The sequence below is a fragment of the Brachybacterium epidermidis genome (genome assembly GCF_015209585.1).
Lineage (GTDB): Bacteria > Actinomycetota > Actinomycetes > Actinomycetales > Dermabacteraceae > Brachybacterium > Brachybacterium epidermidis.
Genome location: NZ_JADEYR010000009.1, coordinates 1 through 16,600 on the forward strand (window position 1 = coordinate 1; position 16,600 = coordinate 16,600).

The window sequence follows — 16,600 nt, forward strand, 5'->3', positions numbered from 1 at the left end:
GTCGCGGAGCGTGGCTCCACCCCGACGCGTCGTGCCTCGACCTCGCCCTGCGGCGAGGCGGCCTGCCCCGGTCCTTCCGGGGTGCGGTCGACACCGGGCTGCTGGCCCGGGACCTCGAGGATCCCGATCCCACCCTTCAGTGGAAAAGGTAGAAGAACCCATGGACATCCGATGAGTACTCGATCATGAGCACCCTCAGGAGTTAATGGTCCGCGCCCTCTTGTCGGCCGGACCGAGACAGGAGAAATGTGGCTAAGGTCCGCGTCCACGAGCTCGCCAAGGAGCTCGGACAGCCGAGCAAGGTCGTTCTGCAGAAGCTGCAGGACATGGGCGAGTTCGTCCGTTCCGCCTCGTCGACCATCGAGGCCCCCGTCGCCCGCCGACTGCGCAGTGAGTTCCCTGCCGCCTCCGGTGACGACGCCCCCGCCAAGAGCGCCGGCGCCCCGCCGGGCGGCGCCCCCAAGCCGGGAGCCAAGGCGCCCGCCAAGCCCGGGCAGAAGCCCGGTCCGGCCGCGGGCAAGCCCGCTGCGTCGGAGCCGACCGAGAAGAAGCCGGTCCCCGCGCCCGGCGACTCGGCCCCCGCGTCCGAGGCACCGGCCAAGCCGGGTCCCGCCGCTCCCGCGAAGAAGCCCTCGGCCCCCGCGCCCGGGGCCGATGCCGATCAGCAGCGCCCGGCGGACTCCGACTCCACCTCCGCCGCGCCGAAGCCCGGTGGCCAGCGCCCTGCGGCTCCCAAGCCAGGCGGTGAGCGCCCCGCTCCGCGCCCCGGCGGCGCCCGCCCCGGCAACAACCCCTTCGCGTCCTCGCAGGGCATGCCCCGTCCCGGTGGCCGCGGCCAGCAGGGCGGGCGTCCGGCGCGCGACGCCGCACCCGCCCCGGCGGACCGCGCCCCGGTGGCCCCGCCCGGGCAACAACCCCTTCGCGTCCTCGCAGGGCATGCCGCGTCCCGGCGGCCCGCGCCCGCAGCAGCGCGGCGAGCTGGGCGGCCGTCCTCAGCGTGAGGGAGCTCCCGTCCGGGCGGCCCCCGTCCCGCCGGCCGCCCCGGCATGCCCACCCCCGGCATCATGCGCCAGCACTCCCACGGCGGTCTGGCCGATGCACGTCCCTCCGACGGCGGCGGTCGCGGTGGCCGCGGCGGCCGCCCCGGCGGCGGTCCCGGCGCACGTCCGGGAGGCGGCCCCGGTGGCGGTCCCCGCGGTGGCCGCGGTGGTCGCGGTGCCACGCAGGGCGCCTTCGGACGCGGCGGCAAGCCGGCTCGCTCCCGCAAGTCCAAGCGCGCCAAGCGCCAGGAGTTCGAGCAGATGCAGGCGCCCGCACCGGGCGGCGTGCAGATCCCGCGCGGTGACGGCTCCACCCCGATCCGCCTGCGTCGCGGCGCGTCCCTGACGGACTTCGCCGATCGCATCGACGTCAACCCCGCCTCGCTCATCACCGTGCTGTTCGCGATGGGAGAGATGGCCACGGCCACCCAGTCCCTGGACGAGGACACCTTCCACCTGCTGGGGGAGGAGCTCGGCTACAAGATCGAGATCGTCTCCCCGGAGGACGAGGAGCGCGAGCTGCTCGAGCAGTTCGACATCGACCTCGATGCCGAGCTGGAGGACGAGGACGACGAGGATCGTCTGCCCCGCCCGCCGGTGGTGACCGTGATGGGTCACGTCGACCACGGCAAGACCCGCCTGCTGGACACCATTCGCTCCTCCAAGGTGCACATGGGCGAGGCCGGTGGCATCACCCAGCACATCGGCGCCTACCAGGTGCAGGTGGAGCACGAGGACCAGGACCGGGCGATCACCTTCATCGACACCCCGGGCCACGAGGCGTTCACCGCCATGCGTGCCCGCGGTGCCGAGGTCACCGACATCGCGATCCTGGTGGTCGCGGCGGATGACGGCGTGATGCCGCAGACCATCGAGGCGCTCAACCACGCCCAGGCAGCGGACGTCCCGATCGTGGTGGCGGTCAACAAGATCGACAAGCCCGAGGCGAACCCGCAGAAGATCCGCCAGCAGCTGACCGAGTACAACCTGATCGCCGAGGAATACGGCGGCGACACGATGTTCGTGGACGTCTCGGCCCGCGAGAACCAGAACATCGACGCGCTGCTGGAGGCCGTGCTGCTGACCGCGGACGCCGCCCTGGACCTTCGCGCCAACCCCGACAAGGATGCGCGTGGCGTGTCCATCGAGGCGAACCTGGACCGCGGTCGGGGCCCCGTGGCCACCGTGCTGGTGCAGCAGGGCACCCTGCGCGTGGGCGATGCGATCGTCTGCGGCACCGGCCACGGCCGCGTCCGTGCCATGCTCGACGAGAACGGCGCCAACATCGAGGAGGCCGGGCCCTCACGGCCCGTGCAGGTGCTGGGCCTGACCTCGGTGCCCGGCGCCGGTGACTCCTTCCTGGTCGCCCAGGACGAGCGCACCGCCCGCCAGATCGCCGAGAAGCGCGAGGCGGCCAAGCGCGCCGCGGCCCTGTCCAAGGCCCGCAAGCGCATCAGCCTCGAGGACATCACCAAGTCGATGGCCGAGGGCAAGGTGGAGACCCTCAACCTCATCCTCAAGGGCGACGCCGCCGGCTCCGTCGAGGCGCTGGAGGAGTCCCTGCTGGGCATCGACGTGGGCGATGAGGTGCAGCTGCGCATCATCGACCGCGGCGTCGGCGCCATCACGATGAACAACATCAACCTGGCCGTCGCCTCGGACGCCGTGATCATCGGCTTCAACGTGCGCGCCGAGGGCCAGAACGCCGAGTACGCCGACCGCGAGGGCGTGGAGATCAAGTACTACTCGGTCATCTACCGCGCCATCGAGGAGGTCGAGCAGGCCCTCACCGGCATGCTCAAGCCGGAGTACGAGGAGGTCGAGCTGGGCTCGGCGGAGATCCGCGAGATCTTCCGCTCCTCCAAGTTCGGCAACATCGCCGGCTCCATCGTGCGTGGCGGCCTCATCAAGCGCGGCGGCAAGGCCCGCATCACGCGCGACGGGGTGGTCATCACCGAGAACCTCGAGATCGCGGGACTGCGTCGCTTCAAGGACGACGTCACCGAGGTGCGCGAGGGCTACGAGTGCGGCATCAACCTGGGCTCGTTCAACGACCTCCAGGTCGGTGACGTGATCACCACCTACGAGATGCAGGAGAAGCCCCGCAGCTGATCCGAGGACGGCCGGGCACCCGCGCGGTGCCCGGCCGCTCCCCGTCGGGAGGTGAGTCGCGATGACCAGCACGGTGACGGTGCTGCGCGCCCCGTCGGCCAATCGCGTCTACGCGTCCCGCTCCGGCGACCTGGCCGTCGCGGAGGCCCGCTGGGTGCTCGGTGCCCACCTGGGCCGGTCCATCGACGTGTACGAGCACACGGTGGGCGGCATGGACGCCCTGCGGATCGAGGGCGCGGACCTGGGTGAGGGTCCCGCCCTGCAGCTGCTTGGATCGCTGTCCTCCACCCTGGGGGTTCTCGAGTCCGTCCCGGAGGCCCCCGGACAGGCGGGGCCCCTGCTGCGTCCTGTGGAGCTGCCGGTGCCGCTGCGCCACCCCGACGATCTCGAGACCGTCCTGAAGTACCCGGGCAAGACGAACGAGCAGTTCACCGCGCTGCTGGTGAACCTGGCGTGCGCGCTGTCCACCCGCCGCAGCAGCCTGGCGGACGGCAGCCTCACCCTCCTGGACCCCCTGTGCGGCCGCGGCACCACCGTGAACCGCGCCCTGCGCCTGGGGCTCAGCCCCCTCGGCGCCGAGATCGACCGCAAGGACGTCGAGGCCTACCGCGCGTTCCTGAGCACGTGGCTGCGCACCCACCGCTACAAGCACACCGTCACCGAGGGTCGCCTCACCCTGCGCGGCAGGCAGTTGGGCACTCGCATCGACGCGGAGCTGGCCCCCGACAAGCAGACGCAGCGGGAGGGGCGCGGCCAGCGCCTGACCGTGTACGGCTGCGACACCCGCGAGCTGCCCTACCTGCTGCCCGCCCGCAGCGTCGACGCCATCGTCGGGGACCTGCCCTACGGCATCCAGCACGGAGGGCGCTCCTCCGCCGGCTGGCAGCGCTCCCCGCTCGACTTCCTCACCGAGGCCGCCCCTGGCTGGCGGTCCCTGCTGCGCGACGGCGGCGGGATGGCCCTGGCCATCAACCGCCGCACCCTGTCCCACGCGGAGGCGCGCGCGGCCCTCGCCGGGGCGGGGCTGCGCGTCATCAGCGCGGACGGCGCCTTCCGGCACCGCGTGGACCAGTCCATCGACCGCGACGTGCTGCTCGCGGTCCCCCACGACCACCCCCAGTCCGATCAGCTCGCCGCTGTCGGCACCGATGAGAGGACCTCCTGACATGAGCGACAACCCCCGCGCCCTGCGCCTGGCCGACCGCATCAAGGAGATCGTGGCCACCACGATCGACAAGCGGATCAAGGACCCCCGCCTGGGCTTCGTGACCATCACCGACGTGCGCGTGAGCGGAGACCTCCAGCACGCCACCGTGTTCTACACCGTCTTCGGTGACGACGAGGACCGTGCCGGCACGGCAGCGGGCCTCGCCAGCGCCACCGGCATCCTGCGCCGCGAGGTGGGCAAGCAGACCGGCGTGCGCCTGACCCCGACCCTCGAGTTCGTCCCCGACGCGATCCCCGACAGCGCCCGCGCCATCGAGGAGCTGCTGGCCGAGGCCCGCACCCGCGACGCCGCGCTGCTGAAGGCCAAGGAGGGCGCCACCTACGCCGGGGAGGCGGATCCGTACCGCACGCCCCGCGACCTCGAGGCGGAGGAGGATTCCGAGGTCGAGGAGCACGACGAGGACCGTGAGGACGGCGCGGACTTTTCGCGTCCGTGACCGCCCGCACGCCGATGAGCCCCATCCGTGGGGGCGATCCCGCACCCACGGGCGCACCCCCCGGCGTCCTGCTGGTCGACAAGGCCCCCGACCGCACCAGCCATGACGTCGTCGCACGCGTGCGCTGGCTGCTGGGCACGAAGAAGGTGGGACACGCCGGCACGCTCGACCCCATGGCCACCGGCCTGCTGGTGCTCGGCGTGGGCCAGGGCACCCGGCTGCTCACCCACCTGGTGGGCCTGGACAAGACCTACCTGGCCACCATCCGGCTGGGACGCGCCACCACCACCGATGATCGCGAGGGCGAACCGCTCGGGGAGCAGCACGACGCCTCCGGCATCGACCCCGACGCCCTGGAGCGGACGCTGCTGGCGCTGCGCGGGAACATCCAGCAGGTGCCCTCCACCGTCAGCGCGATCAAGGTGGACGGCAAGCGCGCCTATGCCCGTGCCCGCGCCGGGGAGGACGTCGAACTGGCTGCCCGGCCCGTGCGGATCGACCGCTTCGAGATCACCGGCCGCCGCGCCGACGGCCCCCACCTGGACCTCGATGCCGTGGTCACGTGCTCCTCGGGCACCTACGTGCGCGCACTGGCCCGCGACCTCGGTGCCGCCCTCGGCACCGGTGGCCACCTCACCGCGCTGCGGCGCATCGCGGTGGGACCCTTCGACGTGGACCATGCGGTCCATGTCCCGGGCCGCGGAGAAGGGGACGATGTCGAGCTGCCGCTGCGCGGGCTGGGGGAGACGGCCTCCCAGGTGCTGCCCACCGTGACGGTGGACGAGTCGAAGGCGCGGCTGCTCGCCGACGGCCGCCGGATCGATCGGGAGACCGACCGCGGAGGGGAGCAGATGCGCACGGCGGCCCTGGACGGGGACGGGCGTCTGTGCGCCATCATCCGCGCCGACGGGAACGGTTGGAAGCCCGAGCTGGTCATCCCGCTCGAGGCGCGCACCTGAGCGAGCCGGCTGCCGTCCCACCGACGAGAAGAACGGGCCCGTACCGCAGGATCCTGCGGTACGGGCCCGTCCCTCTGCTGGACTCGCCGGGCTGTGCCGGCGGCCGGCCCAGCCTCAGCTCCGGATCAGTAGTGGACCTCCACGCGGGTGCCGATCGAGGCCCAGTCGTACAGCCACTTCGCCTCGGACACCGGCATGTTGATGCAGCCGTGGGACCCGGAGTACCCGAAAGAGGAGCGCCACGGGGCACCGTGGAAGCCGTACCCGTTGTGGAAGTACTGCACCCACGGGACGTCCGGGGTGTAGTAGTACTTCGGGTGGCCCTCGGGGTAGTAGTTCGCGTTGGTCATGTCCTGGCGGTCGTAGCGCAGGTAGATCTCGAAGGAACCGGTGACGGTCTCGTAGCCCTCCTTGCCGTCCACCATCGAGCGGGGGCCCCACACCGGGGTCTCACCCACGTAGGCGGTGACCGTCTTGGCGCTGAGGTCGACGTCGATCCACTTCTCACCGGTGGGAGCGGGTGCCTTCTCCTCCTGCGCCTTCCCGTCGTCCTCGGACTTCTCTTCCTCGGACTTCTCCTCCTCGGACTCCTCCTCGGGGGCCTTGACCTGCTCGACCTCGGCCTCGACCGTCTTGGTCTCGAAGGCGATCTCGAGGGGGCTGGAGCCCTTCAGGGAGGCGATCAGCTCATCGGCCACGGCGTCCACGTTGGTGAACTCCAGTCCGTCGCGCTTCTCGGCGACCACCTTGACGACCTTGCCGTCGGAGTCGACCTGCTCGATGCCGTCCTTGGGCTTGACGGAGTCCTTGTCGGCGCGGGCCGCGACCCACTCGCGCACGCCCTCCTCGTCCACGGAGAGCACCAGCTGCTCGCCGGTCTCGTCCGGGGCGACGGACAACCAGGAGTTGCGGCGCTCGGCGGAGACCTCGTAGGTCTTGCCCTCGGGACCGGAGATCGACATCGGCTGCTCGAGAACGGCGGCGATGGTGCCGACCACGCCCTCGGCCTCCTCGGTGGTGATCGCCGGAGCGATCTCCTCGATGGGCTGATCCACGGAGAAGGACTCCAGCTCCGGGGCCTTCTGGGTGACGGTCTTCACCATCACCTGCGGGTCCACGCCCTGACCACTCTGGCCGGGGACAGCGTTCCAGGTCTGGGCGTCCTCGTCGAAGACCACCTGGGCGTCCACCGGCTCGGTGCGGTCCGCGGGCACCAGGCCCTTGGCGTAGGAGGCCACCGCGGCCTCGTCCACCGAGACGACGGGTTCGACGACGTGCTCGCCGCTCCAGGTGGCGCGCAGGATGTCCATGAAGGAGTCCTCGCGGGCCACGGCGGCCTGGCCGGTGGCCTGGGCGTCCACGGTGACGCCGAGATCGGCGAGGGACGCCTCGTGCTCGGTGCCGTCCGCGGTGATGGTGACGGTGACGTCCTCACCGCGCTCGGCGATCAGCTGGGAGATCTCCTCCGGGCTCTTGCCCGAGACGTCCTGCCCGAGCACAGTGGTGCCGGGCAGGGCCTTGCCGTCGAACTGCTTGGCATAGGCCATGGCCCCGCCGGTCAGCAGCACGGCGATGACGCCGATGATGGCCAGCACGACCAGGGCGAGGCGCTTCCGGCCGCGGTCGGCCGGCACGGGACCGCCGGTCGCGGCGGTGTCGGTCACGTTCGTCATGGTTGTCGTTCCGTTCTCGGCGGCCGTCTGGCTGCCCCCGCTGTCGAACGCGGGAGGGCACAGGGGTCCCTCCCCGGCACCGCCTTCCGGACCACGATACTGGAGCGCGTCGCTGTGCCACAGGGTGCGGCGCGTCGAGCTTCGTCACAGACCGCCGGGAGCGCACGGCCTGCGCGTGTGCCGGAGCGACGACGGCCGGCTCGGGGTGGCACCGGACGGGCCGCTACAGTGTTCCCGTCGCGATAGGGCCCCGGCCCGGTCCCGGCCCCCGTCGTCCCGTCCGCGGTGCCCCGCGCCCGAGCAGAAGAAGGACCCAGCCGCCTGTGACCCGCAGCCCCATCTGGCATTCCCTGAGCGAGGTGCCCGCCGAGCTCGGCGCCACGGCGGTGTCGATCGGCAACTACGACGGTGTGCATCGCGGTCACCGACACGTGCTGTCCCAGCTGATCCACCATGCCCGTTCACGCGCCCTGACCCCGGTCGCGCTCACGTTCTGGCCCCATCCGCGCCATGTCATGCGAGGGGTGGCCGAGCCCCCGCTGATCACGGGGCACGAGGACCGGGACCGCCTGCTGCTGCTGGCTGGAGTGGGTGGAGTGCTGGACCTCGAGTTCACCCGGGAGTTCGCCCAGCACGAGGCCGAGGAGTTCGTGCGCATCTTCCTGGTGGAGGGCCTGGGCGCACGCTGCGTGGTCCTCGGCGAGGATGCGCTGTTCGGCCGGGCCAACGCCGGCACCATCGAGACCATGAGGGAGCTGGGGGAGCAGTACGGCTTCGAGGTGGTGACCGTCTCCGACCTCGGCCCGGAGGGACAGGGCAGCGGGCGCATCTCCTCCTCCGCCATCCGCGAGGCACTGCTGGGCGGCGACGTCGAGGAGGCCGCCGTGATGCTGGGCCGCCGGCACACCGTGGCCGACGTGGTCCACCACGGGCACCGCCGCGGCCGCGAGATGGGCTTCCCCACCGCCAACCTGGGACCGGCCCCGCAGGGCCTCGTCCCCGCGGACGGCGTGTACGCCGGGTTCCTCACCGTCATCGAGCAGCACCCGGGCCACCTCGGCACCCCTGCACTGGCGGGAGCCCCGGCGACGATCTCCATCGGCACCAACCCCACCTTCACCGCCCAGGGCGTCCCGCAGCGCACCGTCGAGGCGTACGTCCACGACGACCACACGCTGGACCTGTACGGCGACACGGTGCGGCTGGAGTTCGTGGACTATCAGCGTCCCACCCTGAAGTTCGACGGGATCGACGACCTGGTGGAGCAGATGCACCGGGACGTCGAGGTGACGCGTCGCACTCTGGACACCTCTTCCGTGTCCGAGCCGCCGGCCGACTGATAACCTGTCCGGGCCGTCCATTCGGCCGCGGAGAGCGCACCCGCCCCCACCCCGGCACCCCTCAGTGCCACCGGGACGGGGATCACGCTCGCAGAGAGAGCCCGGGAGAACATGCCCCGGTGCGCCGCGCACTCGACCCCCGGAGAACCATGGCCTTCGACACCGCCACCAAGCAGGAGATCATCAAGGAGTACGGCACCAGCGAGGGCGACACCGGTTCGCCCGAGGTCCAGATCGCTCTGCTGTCCCACCGCATCACGTACCTGACCGAGCACCTCAAGACCCACAAGCACGATCATCACTCGCGCCGCGGCCTGATGCTGCTGGTCGGCCAGCGCAAGCGCCTCCTGCAGTACCTGCAGGACGTCGACATCGAGCGGTACCGTGCGCTGATCCAGCGCCTCGGCCTGCGCCGGTGACCCTCTCCGCCGCTCGTCCCTCCGGGGCGGGCGGCGGCTGTCTGTGTTCACCCCGGTGAACCACCCGCCGTCCGGGAGGGCGGCACCTGAACCCCGCCCCGCCCAGGTTCGGTCCTCGGCAGTGGCGTTCGGTCCCCACCAGGGAACCGCGCGTGATTGACGAAGGCCGCACCGGCAGGGGCACCCCTATCCAAGGAGATACCCCATGGCCATGGAAGGCCCTGACATCACCGCGACCACCGCGGTCATCGACAATGGCTCGTTCGGCCGCCGCGAGGTGCGCTTCGAGACCGGCCGTCTCGCCCAGCAGGCCGCCGGCGCGGTCAGCGTGTACCTCGACGACCACACGATGGTCTTCTCGGCCACCGCCGTCTCGAACCGACCCAAGGACCAGTTCGACTTCTTCCCGCTCACGGTGGACGTCGAGGAGCGGATGTACGCCGCCGGTCGCATCCCCGGCTCGTTCTTCCGCCGCGAGGGCCGTCCCAGCACGGACGCCATCCTCGCCGCCCGCCTCACCGACCGTCCGCTGCGCCCCGCCTTCGTCAAGGGCCTGCGCAACGAGGTCCAGGTCGTCCTGACCGTGATGGCCGCCAACCCCGATGATGCCTACGACGTCATCGGCATCAATGGCGCCTCCGCCTCCACCCAGATCTCCGGCCTGCCGTTCTCCGGCCCGATCGGCGGCGTGCGCATCGCCCTGATGCCCACCGCCGAGGGCGGCCAGTGGGTCGCGTTCCCCACCTACTCCCAGCTCGAGGAGGCCGTGTTCTCCATGGTCGTCGCCGGGCGCATGGTCGGCGAGGGCGAGAGCTCCGACGTCGCCGTGATGATGGTCGAGGCCGAGGCCACCGACAACTCCTGGGACCTGATCAAGAACCAGGGCGCCATCGCCCCCACCGAGGAGGTCGTGGCCGAGGGCCTCGAGGCTGCCAAGGTGTTCATCCGCACCCTGTGCCAGGCCCAGTCCGAGATGGCCGCCAAGGCCGCCAAGCCGGTGCGCGAGTTCCCGCTGTTCCTGGACCACCAGGAGGACGCCTACGGGATCGTGGAGCAGGCCGCTGCCGATCGCCTGCGCGAGGTCATGTCCATCGCAGGCAAGCAGGAGCGCGAGGAGCGCACCGAGGAGCTGCTGGCCCAGATCACCGAGGAGCTCGGCGGCGAGGGCAACCAGCTCGAGGGCCGCGAGAAGGAGATCACCGGGGCCTACCGTGCGCTGACCAAGAAGGTCGTGCGCCAGAAGGTCCTCACCGACGGCGTGCGCATCGACGGCCGTGGCCTGCGGGACATCCGCGCCCTCTCGGCCGAGGTCGAGGTGCTGCCCCGCGTCCACGGCTCGGCCCTGTTCCAGCGCGGCGAGACCCAGATCCTGGGTGTCACCACGCTGAACATGCTCAAGATGGAGCAGCAGATCGACTCGCTGTCGCCGAACGACCGCAAGCGCTACCTGCACCACTACAACTTCCCGCCCTACTCCACCGGTGAGACCGGTCGCGTGGGCTCCCCGAAGCGCCGCGAGATCGGCCACGGCATGCTCGCCGAGCGCGCCCTGGTGCCCGTGCTGCCGGGCCGCGAGGAGTTCCCCTACGCGATCCGTCAGGTCTCCGAGGCGCTGGGCTCCAACGGCTCCACCTCGATGGGATCCGTGTGCGCCTCCACCCTGTCCCTGCTGAACGCCGGAGTGCCGCTGCGCGCCCCGGTGGCCGGCATCGCCATGGGCCTCATCTCCGACACCGTCGAGGGCGAGACCCGCTACGCGGCCCTCACCGACATCCTCGGTGCCGAGGACGCCTTCGGCGACATGGACTTCAAGGTGGCCGGCACCCCCGAGTTCATCACCGCGATCCAGCTGGACACCAAGCTCGACGGCATTCCCGCCTCGGTGCTGGCCTCCGCACTGGCCCAGGCTCGCGAGGCGCGCCTGGCGATCCTGTCGGTGATGAACGAGGCCATCGACACCCCCGACGAGATGAGCCCGCACGCCCCGCGCGTGCTCGCGGTGACCATCCCCGTCGACAAGATCGGCGCGGTCATCGGCCCCAAGGGCCAGATGATCAACCAGATCCAGGACGACACCGGGGCCGACATCACCATCGAGGACGACGGCACCGTGTACATCGGCGCCACCGACGGCCCCTCCGCGGAGGCCGCCCGCAGCGCGATCAACGCGATCGCCAACCCGATGGTGCCCGAGGTCGGCGAGCGCTACCTCGGCACCGTGGTGCGCGTGGTCGACTTCGGTGCCTTCGTGTCGCTGACCCCCGGCAAGGACGGCCTGCTGCACGTCACCCAGCTGCGCAAGCTGAACGGCGGCAAGCGCGTGGAGAGCGTCGAGGACGTCGTCAAGGTGGGCCAGAAGGTCGAGGTGGAGATCCGCGAGGTCGACGCCCGCGGCAAGATCTCCCTGGCCGTCCCGGAGGACGACAAGGCCGAGGAGAAGAGCACCGACACGTCCGGTGCCCCCGTCGAGTCCGCCGAGAACCTCGAGCGCGAGGCGACCACCGCCGAGTGAGCTGAGCGTGATGCTCTGAGATGAGCACCCGAGTCGGGTCGCGAGCTCAGGCCACCGGATGCCCTGGTTCCGATTCCACTGCGAATCGGAACCAGGGCATCCGTGCATGGTGGCCCGGCACTTCGCCCACCGCGCAGGGGAGAACTGCCCATCGCGGGGATCCGTCGTCCGCAGTGGCCTGTGTTCCCACGGTCGCCACGGGCCTGCGGGGAACGAAGGGGATGTCGAGATGAGTGGCATGGGAGAATCGACGGATGCCCCTGGACCTGATCTACGACGACCCTGCCTCTGACGTGGTGCTCGATGCCGCTTCCGGCGTGCGACGCACCATCCTGCCCGGCGGGGTGCGCCTGCTCACCGAGACCGACCGCAGCGTGCGCAGCGCCACCCTGGGTCTGTGGCTGCCCGTCGGCTCCCGCGACGAGAAGCCCGAGCACGCCGGCTCCACGCACGTGCTGGAGCACCTGCTGTTCAAGGGCACCCGTCGCCGCACCGCGATGCAGATCGCCTCGGCCTTCGACGAGGTGGGCGGCGACTCCAACGCCGTCACCGCGAAGGAGCACACCCTGTACTACGGCCGGGTGCGCTCGGCCGACGTCCCCATGGCCGTGGACGTGCTCACCGACATGGTCACCTCCAGCCTGCTCGAGGAGCAGGCGCTGCGCACCGAGCGGGAGGTGATCCTCGAGGAACTGGCCATGGCCGAGGACGATCCTCAGGACGTCGGCTACGAGACCTTCCTGGCCCACGTGCTGGGCCCTGAGACCGCCATCGGCCGCCCCGTGGGCGGCACCGCGCAGACCGTCACGGACCTGGACATCGAGGACGTGCGCGCCCACTACGGCGAGCACTACCGCCCCGACAACCTGGTGGTCACCGCGGTGGGCGACGTGGACCACGACCAGCTGGCCGACCTTCTGCTGGAGGGCCTGCGCCGCGGCGGCTGGGGGCTCGAGCCCGGGGCCCTCCCGCACCGCCGCTCCCGCGAGACCCACGAGACCCCCAGCGCTGCCGGCGCTGCCGGTGCCGGTGCCACCGAGGGCGCGGTCAGCGGTGAGGCCGTGGCCCGGATCGTGCCGAGGCGCCTGGCCCGCCCCACCGAGCAGAACCACATCTACCTGGGCGGCACCGGCATCACCGCGGTCGACGAGAAGCGCCATACCCTCTCGGTGCTGATGTCCATCCTGGGCGGCGGCATGTCCTCCCGGCTCTTCCAGCACGTGCGCGAGCAGCGGGGACTGGCCTACTCCGTGTACTCCTTCAGCGCCGGCTACCACGACGCCGGACTGTTCGGGCTGTACGCGGCCTGCCGTCCCTCCCGCACCGCCGAAGTGGTCGAACTGCTCGCACAGGAGCTCACCGACATGGGGGAGCGGGGCGTGGACGACGCGGAGATGCGCCGCGCCCTCGGGCAGATCACCGGCTCCTTCGCCCTGGGCCTGGAGGACACCAGCAGCCGTATGGGTCGCCTGGGCACCATCGAGCTGATGCACGGCCGCTACACGGGGATCGACGAGATCCTCGAGAAGATCTCCCGGGTGAGCGCCGCGGACGTCCAGGCCCTGGCCGCACAGCTCGCCTCCTCCTTCACCACTCGTATCGACGTGGGCCCCGAGGCCTGAGGGGCCAGGGCCCCACCAGCACAGCGCCCTTTGCGGGCAGGAAGGCACCATAGTGAACGACACCACCGCCCCCACCGACCGCCCCGCGACCGGCAGCGACGCCGGCCCCTCGATCCGAGTGGCCGTGATCGGTGCCCGCGGGCGCATGGGCTCCGAGGCCTGCCGCGCCGTCGAGCAGGCCCCCGACCTTGAGCTGGTCGCTCGTGTGGATCGCGAGGACGACCTCGCAGCGATCACCAGGACCGGCGCTCAGGTGATGGTGGACTTCTCCATCCCCGGTGCCACCAAGGACAACGTGCTGTGGGCGATCGAGAACGGTGTGCACGCCGTGGTGGGCGCCACCGGTTGGGACGAGACCTCACTGGAGGAGGTGCGCACCGCCCTGGCCCGTGCGGGCCGCGAGCAGCTCGGCGTGCTGATCGCCCCCAACTTCGCCATCGGCGCCGTGCTCGCCATGCGCTTCGCGGAGATCGCCGCGCGCTACTACGAGAGCGCCGAGGTGATCGAGATGCACCACCCCGACAAGCTCGACGCCCCCTCCGGCACCGCGAACCACACTGCCGCCGCCGTCGCCCGTGGACGCGCCGCCGGTGGCCTGGGCCCGGTGCCGGACGCCACCGAGAAGGATCCCCTGGGCGCTCGCGGGGCGGTGGTCGACGGGATCCACGTGCACGCCGTGCGCCAGCGCGGGCTGGTGGCCCACGAGGTGGTGCAGTTCGGCGGCGCCGGTGAGCAGTTCCAGCTGCGCCACGACTCCTTCGACCGGGTCAGCTTCATGCCGGGGGTGCTGGTGGGCGTGCGCGAGGTGGCCTCCCACCCGGGTCTGACCGTCGGCCTCGACGGCTACCTCGAGCTGGGCTGATGCGCCAGAAGCTGTTCGTCGCGGCGCTGCTGCTGATCACCGCGCTGTATGCCTGGGGTCTGGGATGGATCGCCGTGGGCTTCTCGCGGGCCGGGGGAGTGATCGGCTGGGGCCTGGCACTGGGTGTGGGCATCCTGCTGGTGCTCACCGTGTGGGTGACCTGGCGGGAGGTGCTGTTCGGCATGCGCGCCGGCCGCCTGAGCCGCCAGTACGCTCCCGCGGCTGTCGCCGGCGGCTCCGATGCCCGCGCCGAGTTCGAGGCCGCCAGGTCCGCGATCGAGGACCAGCCGGAGCAGGAGCGCGACTGGCGATCCTGGTTCCGCCTGGCACTGGCCTACGACGCCCTGCGCGACCGTCGCAACGCCCGCTTGTGCGTGCGCCGGGCGATCGACCTGCACCGGAGGTCCTGACCCGCACCGGTGGTCCGCGCCCGCGGCATGGTCCGGATGGGTGCTCAGCCCCAGCCCAGTGCACGCAGCGCAGCGGCAGCGGCCGCTGCGCTGATCACCACCACCAGGAACGGGGCGCGCAGAACCAGCAGCACGGCGGCCACACCCACCGCCGCGAGGCGGGCGTCGGCCACGATCGCGGCCCCGTCCGTCGCCGTCTGCACCGCGACCAGGGCCCCCAGCAGGGCGATCGGCAGCAGCCGCGTCACCCGGGCCACGCGGGGACGCTCGAGCACCTCGGAGGGCACCTGGTAGCCCAACCACTTCTGCACGAAGCTCGCCAGGGACGCCGCGATCGCCGCGATCCACAGCATGCTCATCGCTGCTCGCCCTCCGTACGCCCCCGCGAGGGCCATAGACCGGCCACCACCGCGACCATCGCCGCCGCCAGCACCGGAAGTCCCGAGGGCAGCACCGGCGTGGTCAGCAGCGCGACGAAGGCGGCAGCGACGGCGATCGCGATGGTCTCCCCGCTGCGCAGCCTCGGCCACAGCAGCGCCAGGAAGGCCGCCGCCGCAGCCGCATCCAGCCCCCATGCCCCCGGATCGCTCACGAACTGGCCCACCAGTGCGCCGGCCAGGGAGAACAGGTTCCAGAACACGTAGACCCACACCCCGGCGGCCCAGAAGCCGGCCCTGGCGGCCTCGGGGGTGGTGCCCGAGGCGGAGGTCGCCGCGGATTCGTCGATCGTCAGCTGCGCACGGGCCGCCCCGCGCCACCCGCCCCGCGGCAGCACCCGGGACAGCGCGAGGCCGTACAGGGAGTTGCGCACCCCCAGCAGGATCGAGGCCAGTGCCGCCCCGATGGCGAGCCCCGCCCCGATCACCCCCACGAAGGCGAACTGGCTGCCGCCGCTGATCAGCACCGCGGAGAGCACCATCGCCTGCCACAGGTCCAGGCCCGTAGCGGTGGCGAGGGCCCCGTAGGAGATGCCGTACAGCCCCGTCGCCAGGCCCACCGAGAAACCGGTGCGGCGGATCTGCCGGACTTCGTCGGGGACCGCAGTGCGGGAGGAGGGAAGCGCAGCACTCATGATGCCGGTCACCATAGATCCGTTCCGTGTCCGGTGGCGGCGCTGTCCGCGTCCGGGCCCGCCACCTCCCCGACGTCGCACCGATCCGTGTGAGAGCGTGGCCCCATGACCCACACCCCCACGGACGGCCTCCCGCTGCGCACCGGCGCCCTGCTGCTGGACATGGACGGCACCCTGATCGACTCCGGCTCCTCGGTGGAGCGGGCGTGGAACGGGCTGCTGGCCGAGCTGGGCTCCACCGAGACCTTCGGCCATGCCATGCACGGCCGCCCGGCCCGGCAGGTGCTGAGGGAGTTCTTCCCGGACATGACCGAGGCCGAGATCGCCGCGGCCCACTCCCGCATCGAACAGCTGGAGATCGCCGACGTCGACTCGATCCTCACCCTGCCCGGCACCCGCCGCATCCTCGAGCAGCTCGATGCGGCGTCCCAGCAGCTCGGTCGGCCCACCTGGACGATCGTCACCTCGTGCACCATGCCCCTGTTCGAGGCGCGCTGGGCCACCACGTCCCTGCCGGTGCCGGCGACACTGGTCACGGCCGACCAGGTGGAGCGCGGCAAGCCCGACCCGCAGCCGTACCTGCTGGGGGCCGAGCGCCTCGGGGTCGCCCCCTCGGATGCGGTCGTGGTGGAGGACTCGGTGGGCGGGCTGCGCTCCGGGCTGGATGCGGGGTGTCGCACCATGGCGATCACCTCCACCACCCCGGCGGCCGATCTCGAACCCCTTGCCCCGGTGCTGCTCACCTCCCTGGACGACCTCGAGGTCGCCGTGCAGGAGGGTGCGCTGCTGCTCTCGCGTCGCGGCGCGCAGTGACGGGGCCCACCTGACCGGGCGGTGTGCGGACGGTCGCGCCTGAGCGGCGTGGGCGCCCCCCGCTGATACGCTCGGACGGCTGATCCCGGTGCGCTCCGGGAC

The 16,600-nt window shown here is 71.7% G+C and carries 14 protein-coding genes and 1 pseudogene; 12 read left to right on the forward strand and 3 right to left on the reverse strand.

The genetic code is table 11. The features are described 5' to 3' along the window. The 5 genes and pseudogenes from IOE58_RS09050 to truB all read left to right on the forward strand — a co-directional run. Positions 1-152: DUF448 domain-containing protein (locus IOE58_RS09050; protein ID WP_193866076.1), on the forward strand; the 152-nt coding region annotated here is incomplete at its 5' end. Positions 153-248: 96 nt separating this feature from the next. Continuing rightward, positions 249-3,152: pseudogene (gene infB, locus IOE58_RS14655) on the forward strand (translation initiation factor IF-2). 61 nt (positions 3,153-3,213) lie between these two features. Continuing rightward, positions 3,214-4,317, forward strand: coding sequence for a TRM11 family SAM-dependent methyltransferase (locus IOE58_RS09060; RefSeq protein ID WP_193866077.1), 1,104 nt, complete (start codon positions 3,214-3,216; stop codon positions 4,315-4,317). A gap of 1 nt (position 4,318) precedes the next feature. Continuing rightward, positions 4,319-4,816 (forward strand): 30S ribosome-binding factor RbfA, encoded by a 498-nt coding sequence (gene rbfA, locus IOE58_RS09065; RefSeq protein ID WP_193866078.1) that lies wholly within the window; start codon positions 4,319-4,321, stop codon positions 4,814-4,816. Between the two features lie 14 nt (positions 4,817-4,830). Further along, positions 4,831-5,775, forward strand: coding sequence for a tRNA pseudouridine(55) synthase TruB (gene truB / locus IOE58_RS09070; protein WP_193866155.1), 945 nt, complete (start codon positions 4,831-4,833; stop codon positions 5,773-5,775). Between the two features lie 125 nt (positions 5,776-5,900). On the opposite strand, the gene IOE58_RS09075 is transcribed toward truB, so the two are convergent. Further along, positions 5,901-7,448, reverse strand: a complete 1,548-nt coding sequence (locus IOE58_RS09075; RefSeq protein ID WP_193866079.1) for a L,D-transpeptidase family protein — start codon at positions 7,446-7,448, stop codon at positions 5,901-5,903. 323 nt (positions 7,449-7,771) lie between these two features. Between IOE58_RS09075 and IOE58_RS09080 the strand changes: the two genes are divergently transcribed. The 6 genes from IOE58_RS09080 to IOE58_RS09105 all read left to right on the forward strand — a co-directional run bounded on the left by IOE58_RS09080 (position 7,772) and on the right by IOE58_RS09105 (position 14,613). After that, positions 7,772-8,788 carry a bifunctional riboflavin kinase/FAD synthetase gene (locus tag IOE58_RS09080; RefSeq protein ID WP_193866080.1) on the forward strand — a complete coding sequence of 339 codons (1,017 nt, stop codon included), beginning with the start codon at positions 7,772-7,774 and terminating at the stop codon, positions 8,786-8,788. 149 nt (positions 8,789-8,937) lie between these two features. After that, entirely contained in the window at positions 8,938-9,207 is a 270-nt protein-coding gene (gene rpsO / locus IOE58_RS09085; protein ID WP_193866081.1) for a 30S ribosomal protein S15, read from the forward strand. A 211-nt stretch (positions 9,208-9,418) separates the two neighbouring features. Further along, the gene (locus tag IOE58_RS09090; protein ID WP_193866156.1) at positions 9,419-11,719 is read left to right on the forward strand and encodes a polyribonucleotide nucleotidyltransferase; all 2,301 of its coding nucleotides are present in this window, start codon (positions 9,419-9,421) and stop codon (positions 11,717-11,719) included. A gap of 254 nt (positions 11,720-11,973) precedes the next feature. Then, positions 11,974-13,341 carry a M16 family metallopeptidase gene (locus IOE58_RS09095; protein WP_193866082.1) on the forward strand — a complete coding sequence of 456 codons (1,368 nt, stop codon included), beginning with the start codon at positions 11,974-11,976 and terminating at the stop codon, positions 13,339-13,341. 145 nt (positions 13,342-13,486) lie between these two features. Beyond that, on the forward strand, positions 13,487-14,203 hold the full coding sequence (gene dapB, locus IOE58_RS09100) for a 4-hydroxy-tetrahydrodipicolinate reductase (RefSeq protein WP_228019532.1): 717 nt from the start codon (positions 13,487-13,489) through the stop codon (positions 14,201-14,203). Continuing rightward, the gene (locus IOE58_RS09105) at positions 14,203-14,613 is read left to right on the forward strand and encodes a hypothetical protein (protein WP_193866083.1); all 411 of its coding nucleotides are present in this window, start codon (positions 14,203-14,205) and stop codon (positions 14,611-14,613) included. The genes dapB and IOE58_RS09105 overlap by 1 nt, the downstream gene beginning before the upstream one ends. A 44-nt stretch (positions 14,614-14,657) precedes the next feature. Here the strand turns inward: IOE58_RS09105 and IOE58_RS09110 are convergent, their stop codons facing one another. Together IOE58_RS09110 and IOE58_RS09115 are read right to left on the reverse strand one after the other, a co-directional pair. After that, on the reverse strand, positions 14,658-14,972 hold the full coding sequence (locus tag IOE58_RS09110; RefSeq protein WP_193866084.1) for an AzlD domain-containing protein: 315 nt from the start codon (positions 14,970-14,972) through the stop codon (positions 14,658-14,660). Then, positions 14,969-15,685 (reverse strand): AzlC family ABC transporter permease, encoded by a 717-nt coding sequence (locus tag IOE58_RS09115; RefSeq protein WP_228019494.1) that lies wholly within the window; start codon positions 15,683-15,685, stop codon positions 14,969-14,971. Before IOE58_RS09115 ends, IOE58_RS09110 begins: the two co-directional genes overlap by 4 nt. Positions 15,686-15,790: 105 nt before the next feature. Between IOE58_RS09115 and IOE58_RS09120 the strand changes: the two genes are divergently transcribed. Beyond that, on the forward strand, positions 15,791-16,498 hold the full coding sequence (locus IOE58_RS09120; RefSeq protein WP_193866086.1) for an HAD-IA family hydrolase: 708 nt from the start codon (positions 15,791-15,793) through the stop codon (positions 16,496-16,498). Positions 16,499-16,600: the final 102 nt, after the last annotated feature.

Excerpts from the sequence above, each read along its gene's own strand:
- IOE58_RS09120 (WP_193866086.1), top strand. The coding sequence starts at position 15,791 with ATGACCCACACCCCCACGGACGGCCTCCCGCTGCGCACCGGCGCCCTG.
- dapB (WP_228019532.1), top strand. The coding sequence starts at position 13,487 with ATGGGCTCCGAGGCCTGCCGCGCCGTCGAGCAGGCCCCCGACCTTGAG.
- IOE58_RS09075 (WP_193866079.1), bottom strand. The coding sequence starts at position 7,448 with ATGACGAACGTGACCGACACCGCCGCGACCGGCGGTCCCGTGCCGGCC.
- IOE58_RS09110 (WP_193866084.1), bottom strand. The coding sequence starts at position 14,972 with ATGAGCATGCTGTGGATCGCGGCGATCGCGGCGTCCCTGGCGAGCTTC.
- IOE58_RS09060 (WP_193866077.1), top strand. The coding sequence starts at position 3,214 with ATGACCAGCACGGTGACGGTGCTGCGCGCCCCGTCGGCCAATCGCGTC.
- IOE58_RS09090 (WP_193866156.1), top strand. The coding sequence starts at position 9,419 with ATGGAAGGCCCTGACATCACCGCGACCACCGCGGTCATCGACAATGGC.
- rbfA (WP_193866078.1), top strand. The coding sequence starts at position 4,319 with ATGAGCGACAACCCCCGCGCCCTGCGCCTGGCCGACCGCATCAAGGAG.
- truB (WP_193866155.1), top strand. The coding sequence starts at position 4,831 with ATGAGCCCCATCCGTGGGGGCGATCCCGCACCCACGGGCGCACCCCCC.
- rpsO (WP_193866081.1), top strand. The coding sequence starts at position 8,938 with ATGGCCTTCGACACCGCCACCAAGCAGGAGATCATCAAGGAGTACGGC.
- IOE58_RS09115 (WP_228019494.1), bottom strand. The coding sequence starts at position 15,685 with ATGAGTGCTGCGCTTCCCTCCTCCCGCACTGCGGTCCCCGACGAAGTC.
- IOE58_RS09095 (WP_193866082.1), top strand. The coding sequence starts at position 11,974 with ATGCCCCTGGACCTGATCTACGACGACCCTGCCTCTGACGTGGTGCTC.
- IOE58_RS09105 (WP_193866083.1), top strand. The coding sequence starts at position 14,203 with ATGCGCCAGAAGCTGTTCGTCGCGGCGCTGCTGCTGATCACCGCGCTG.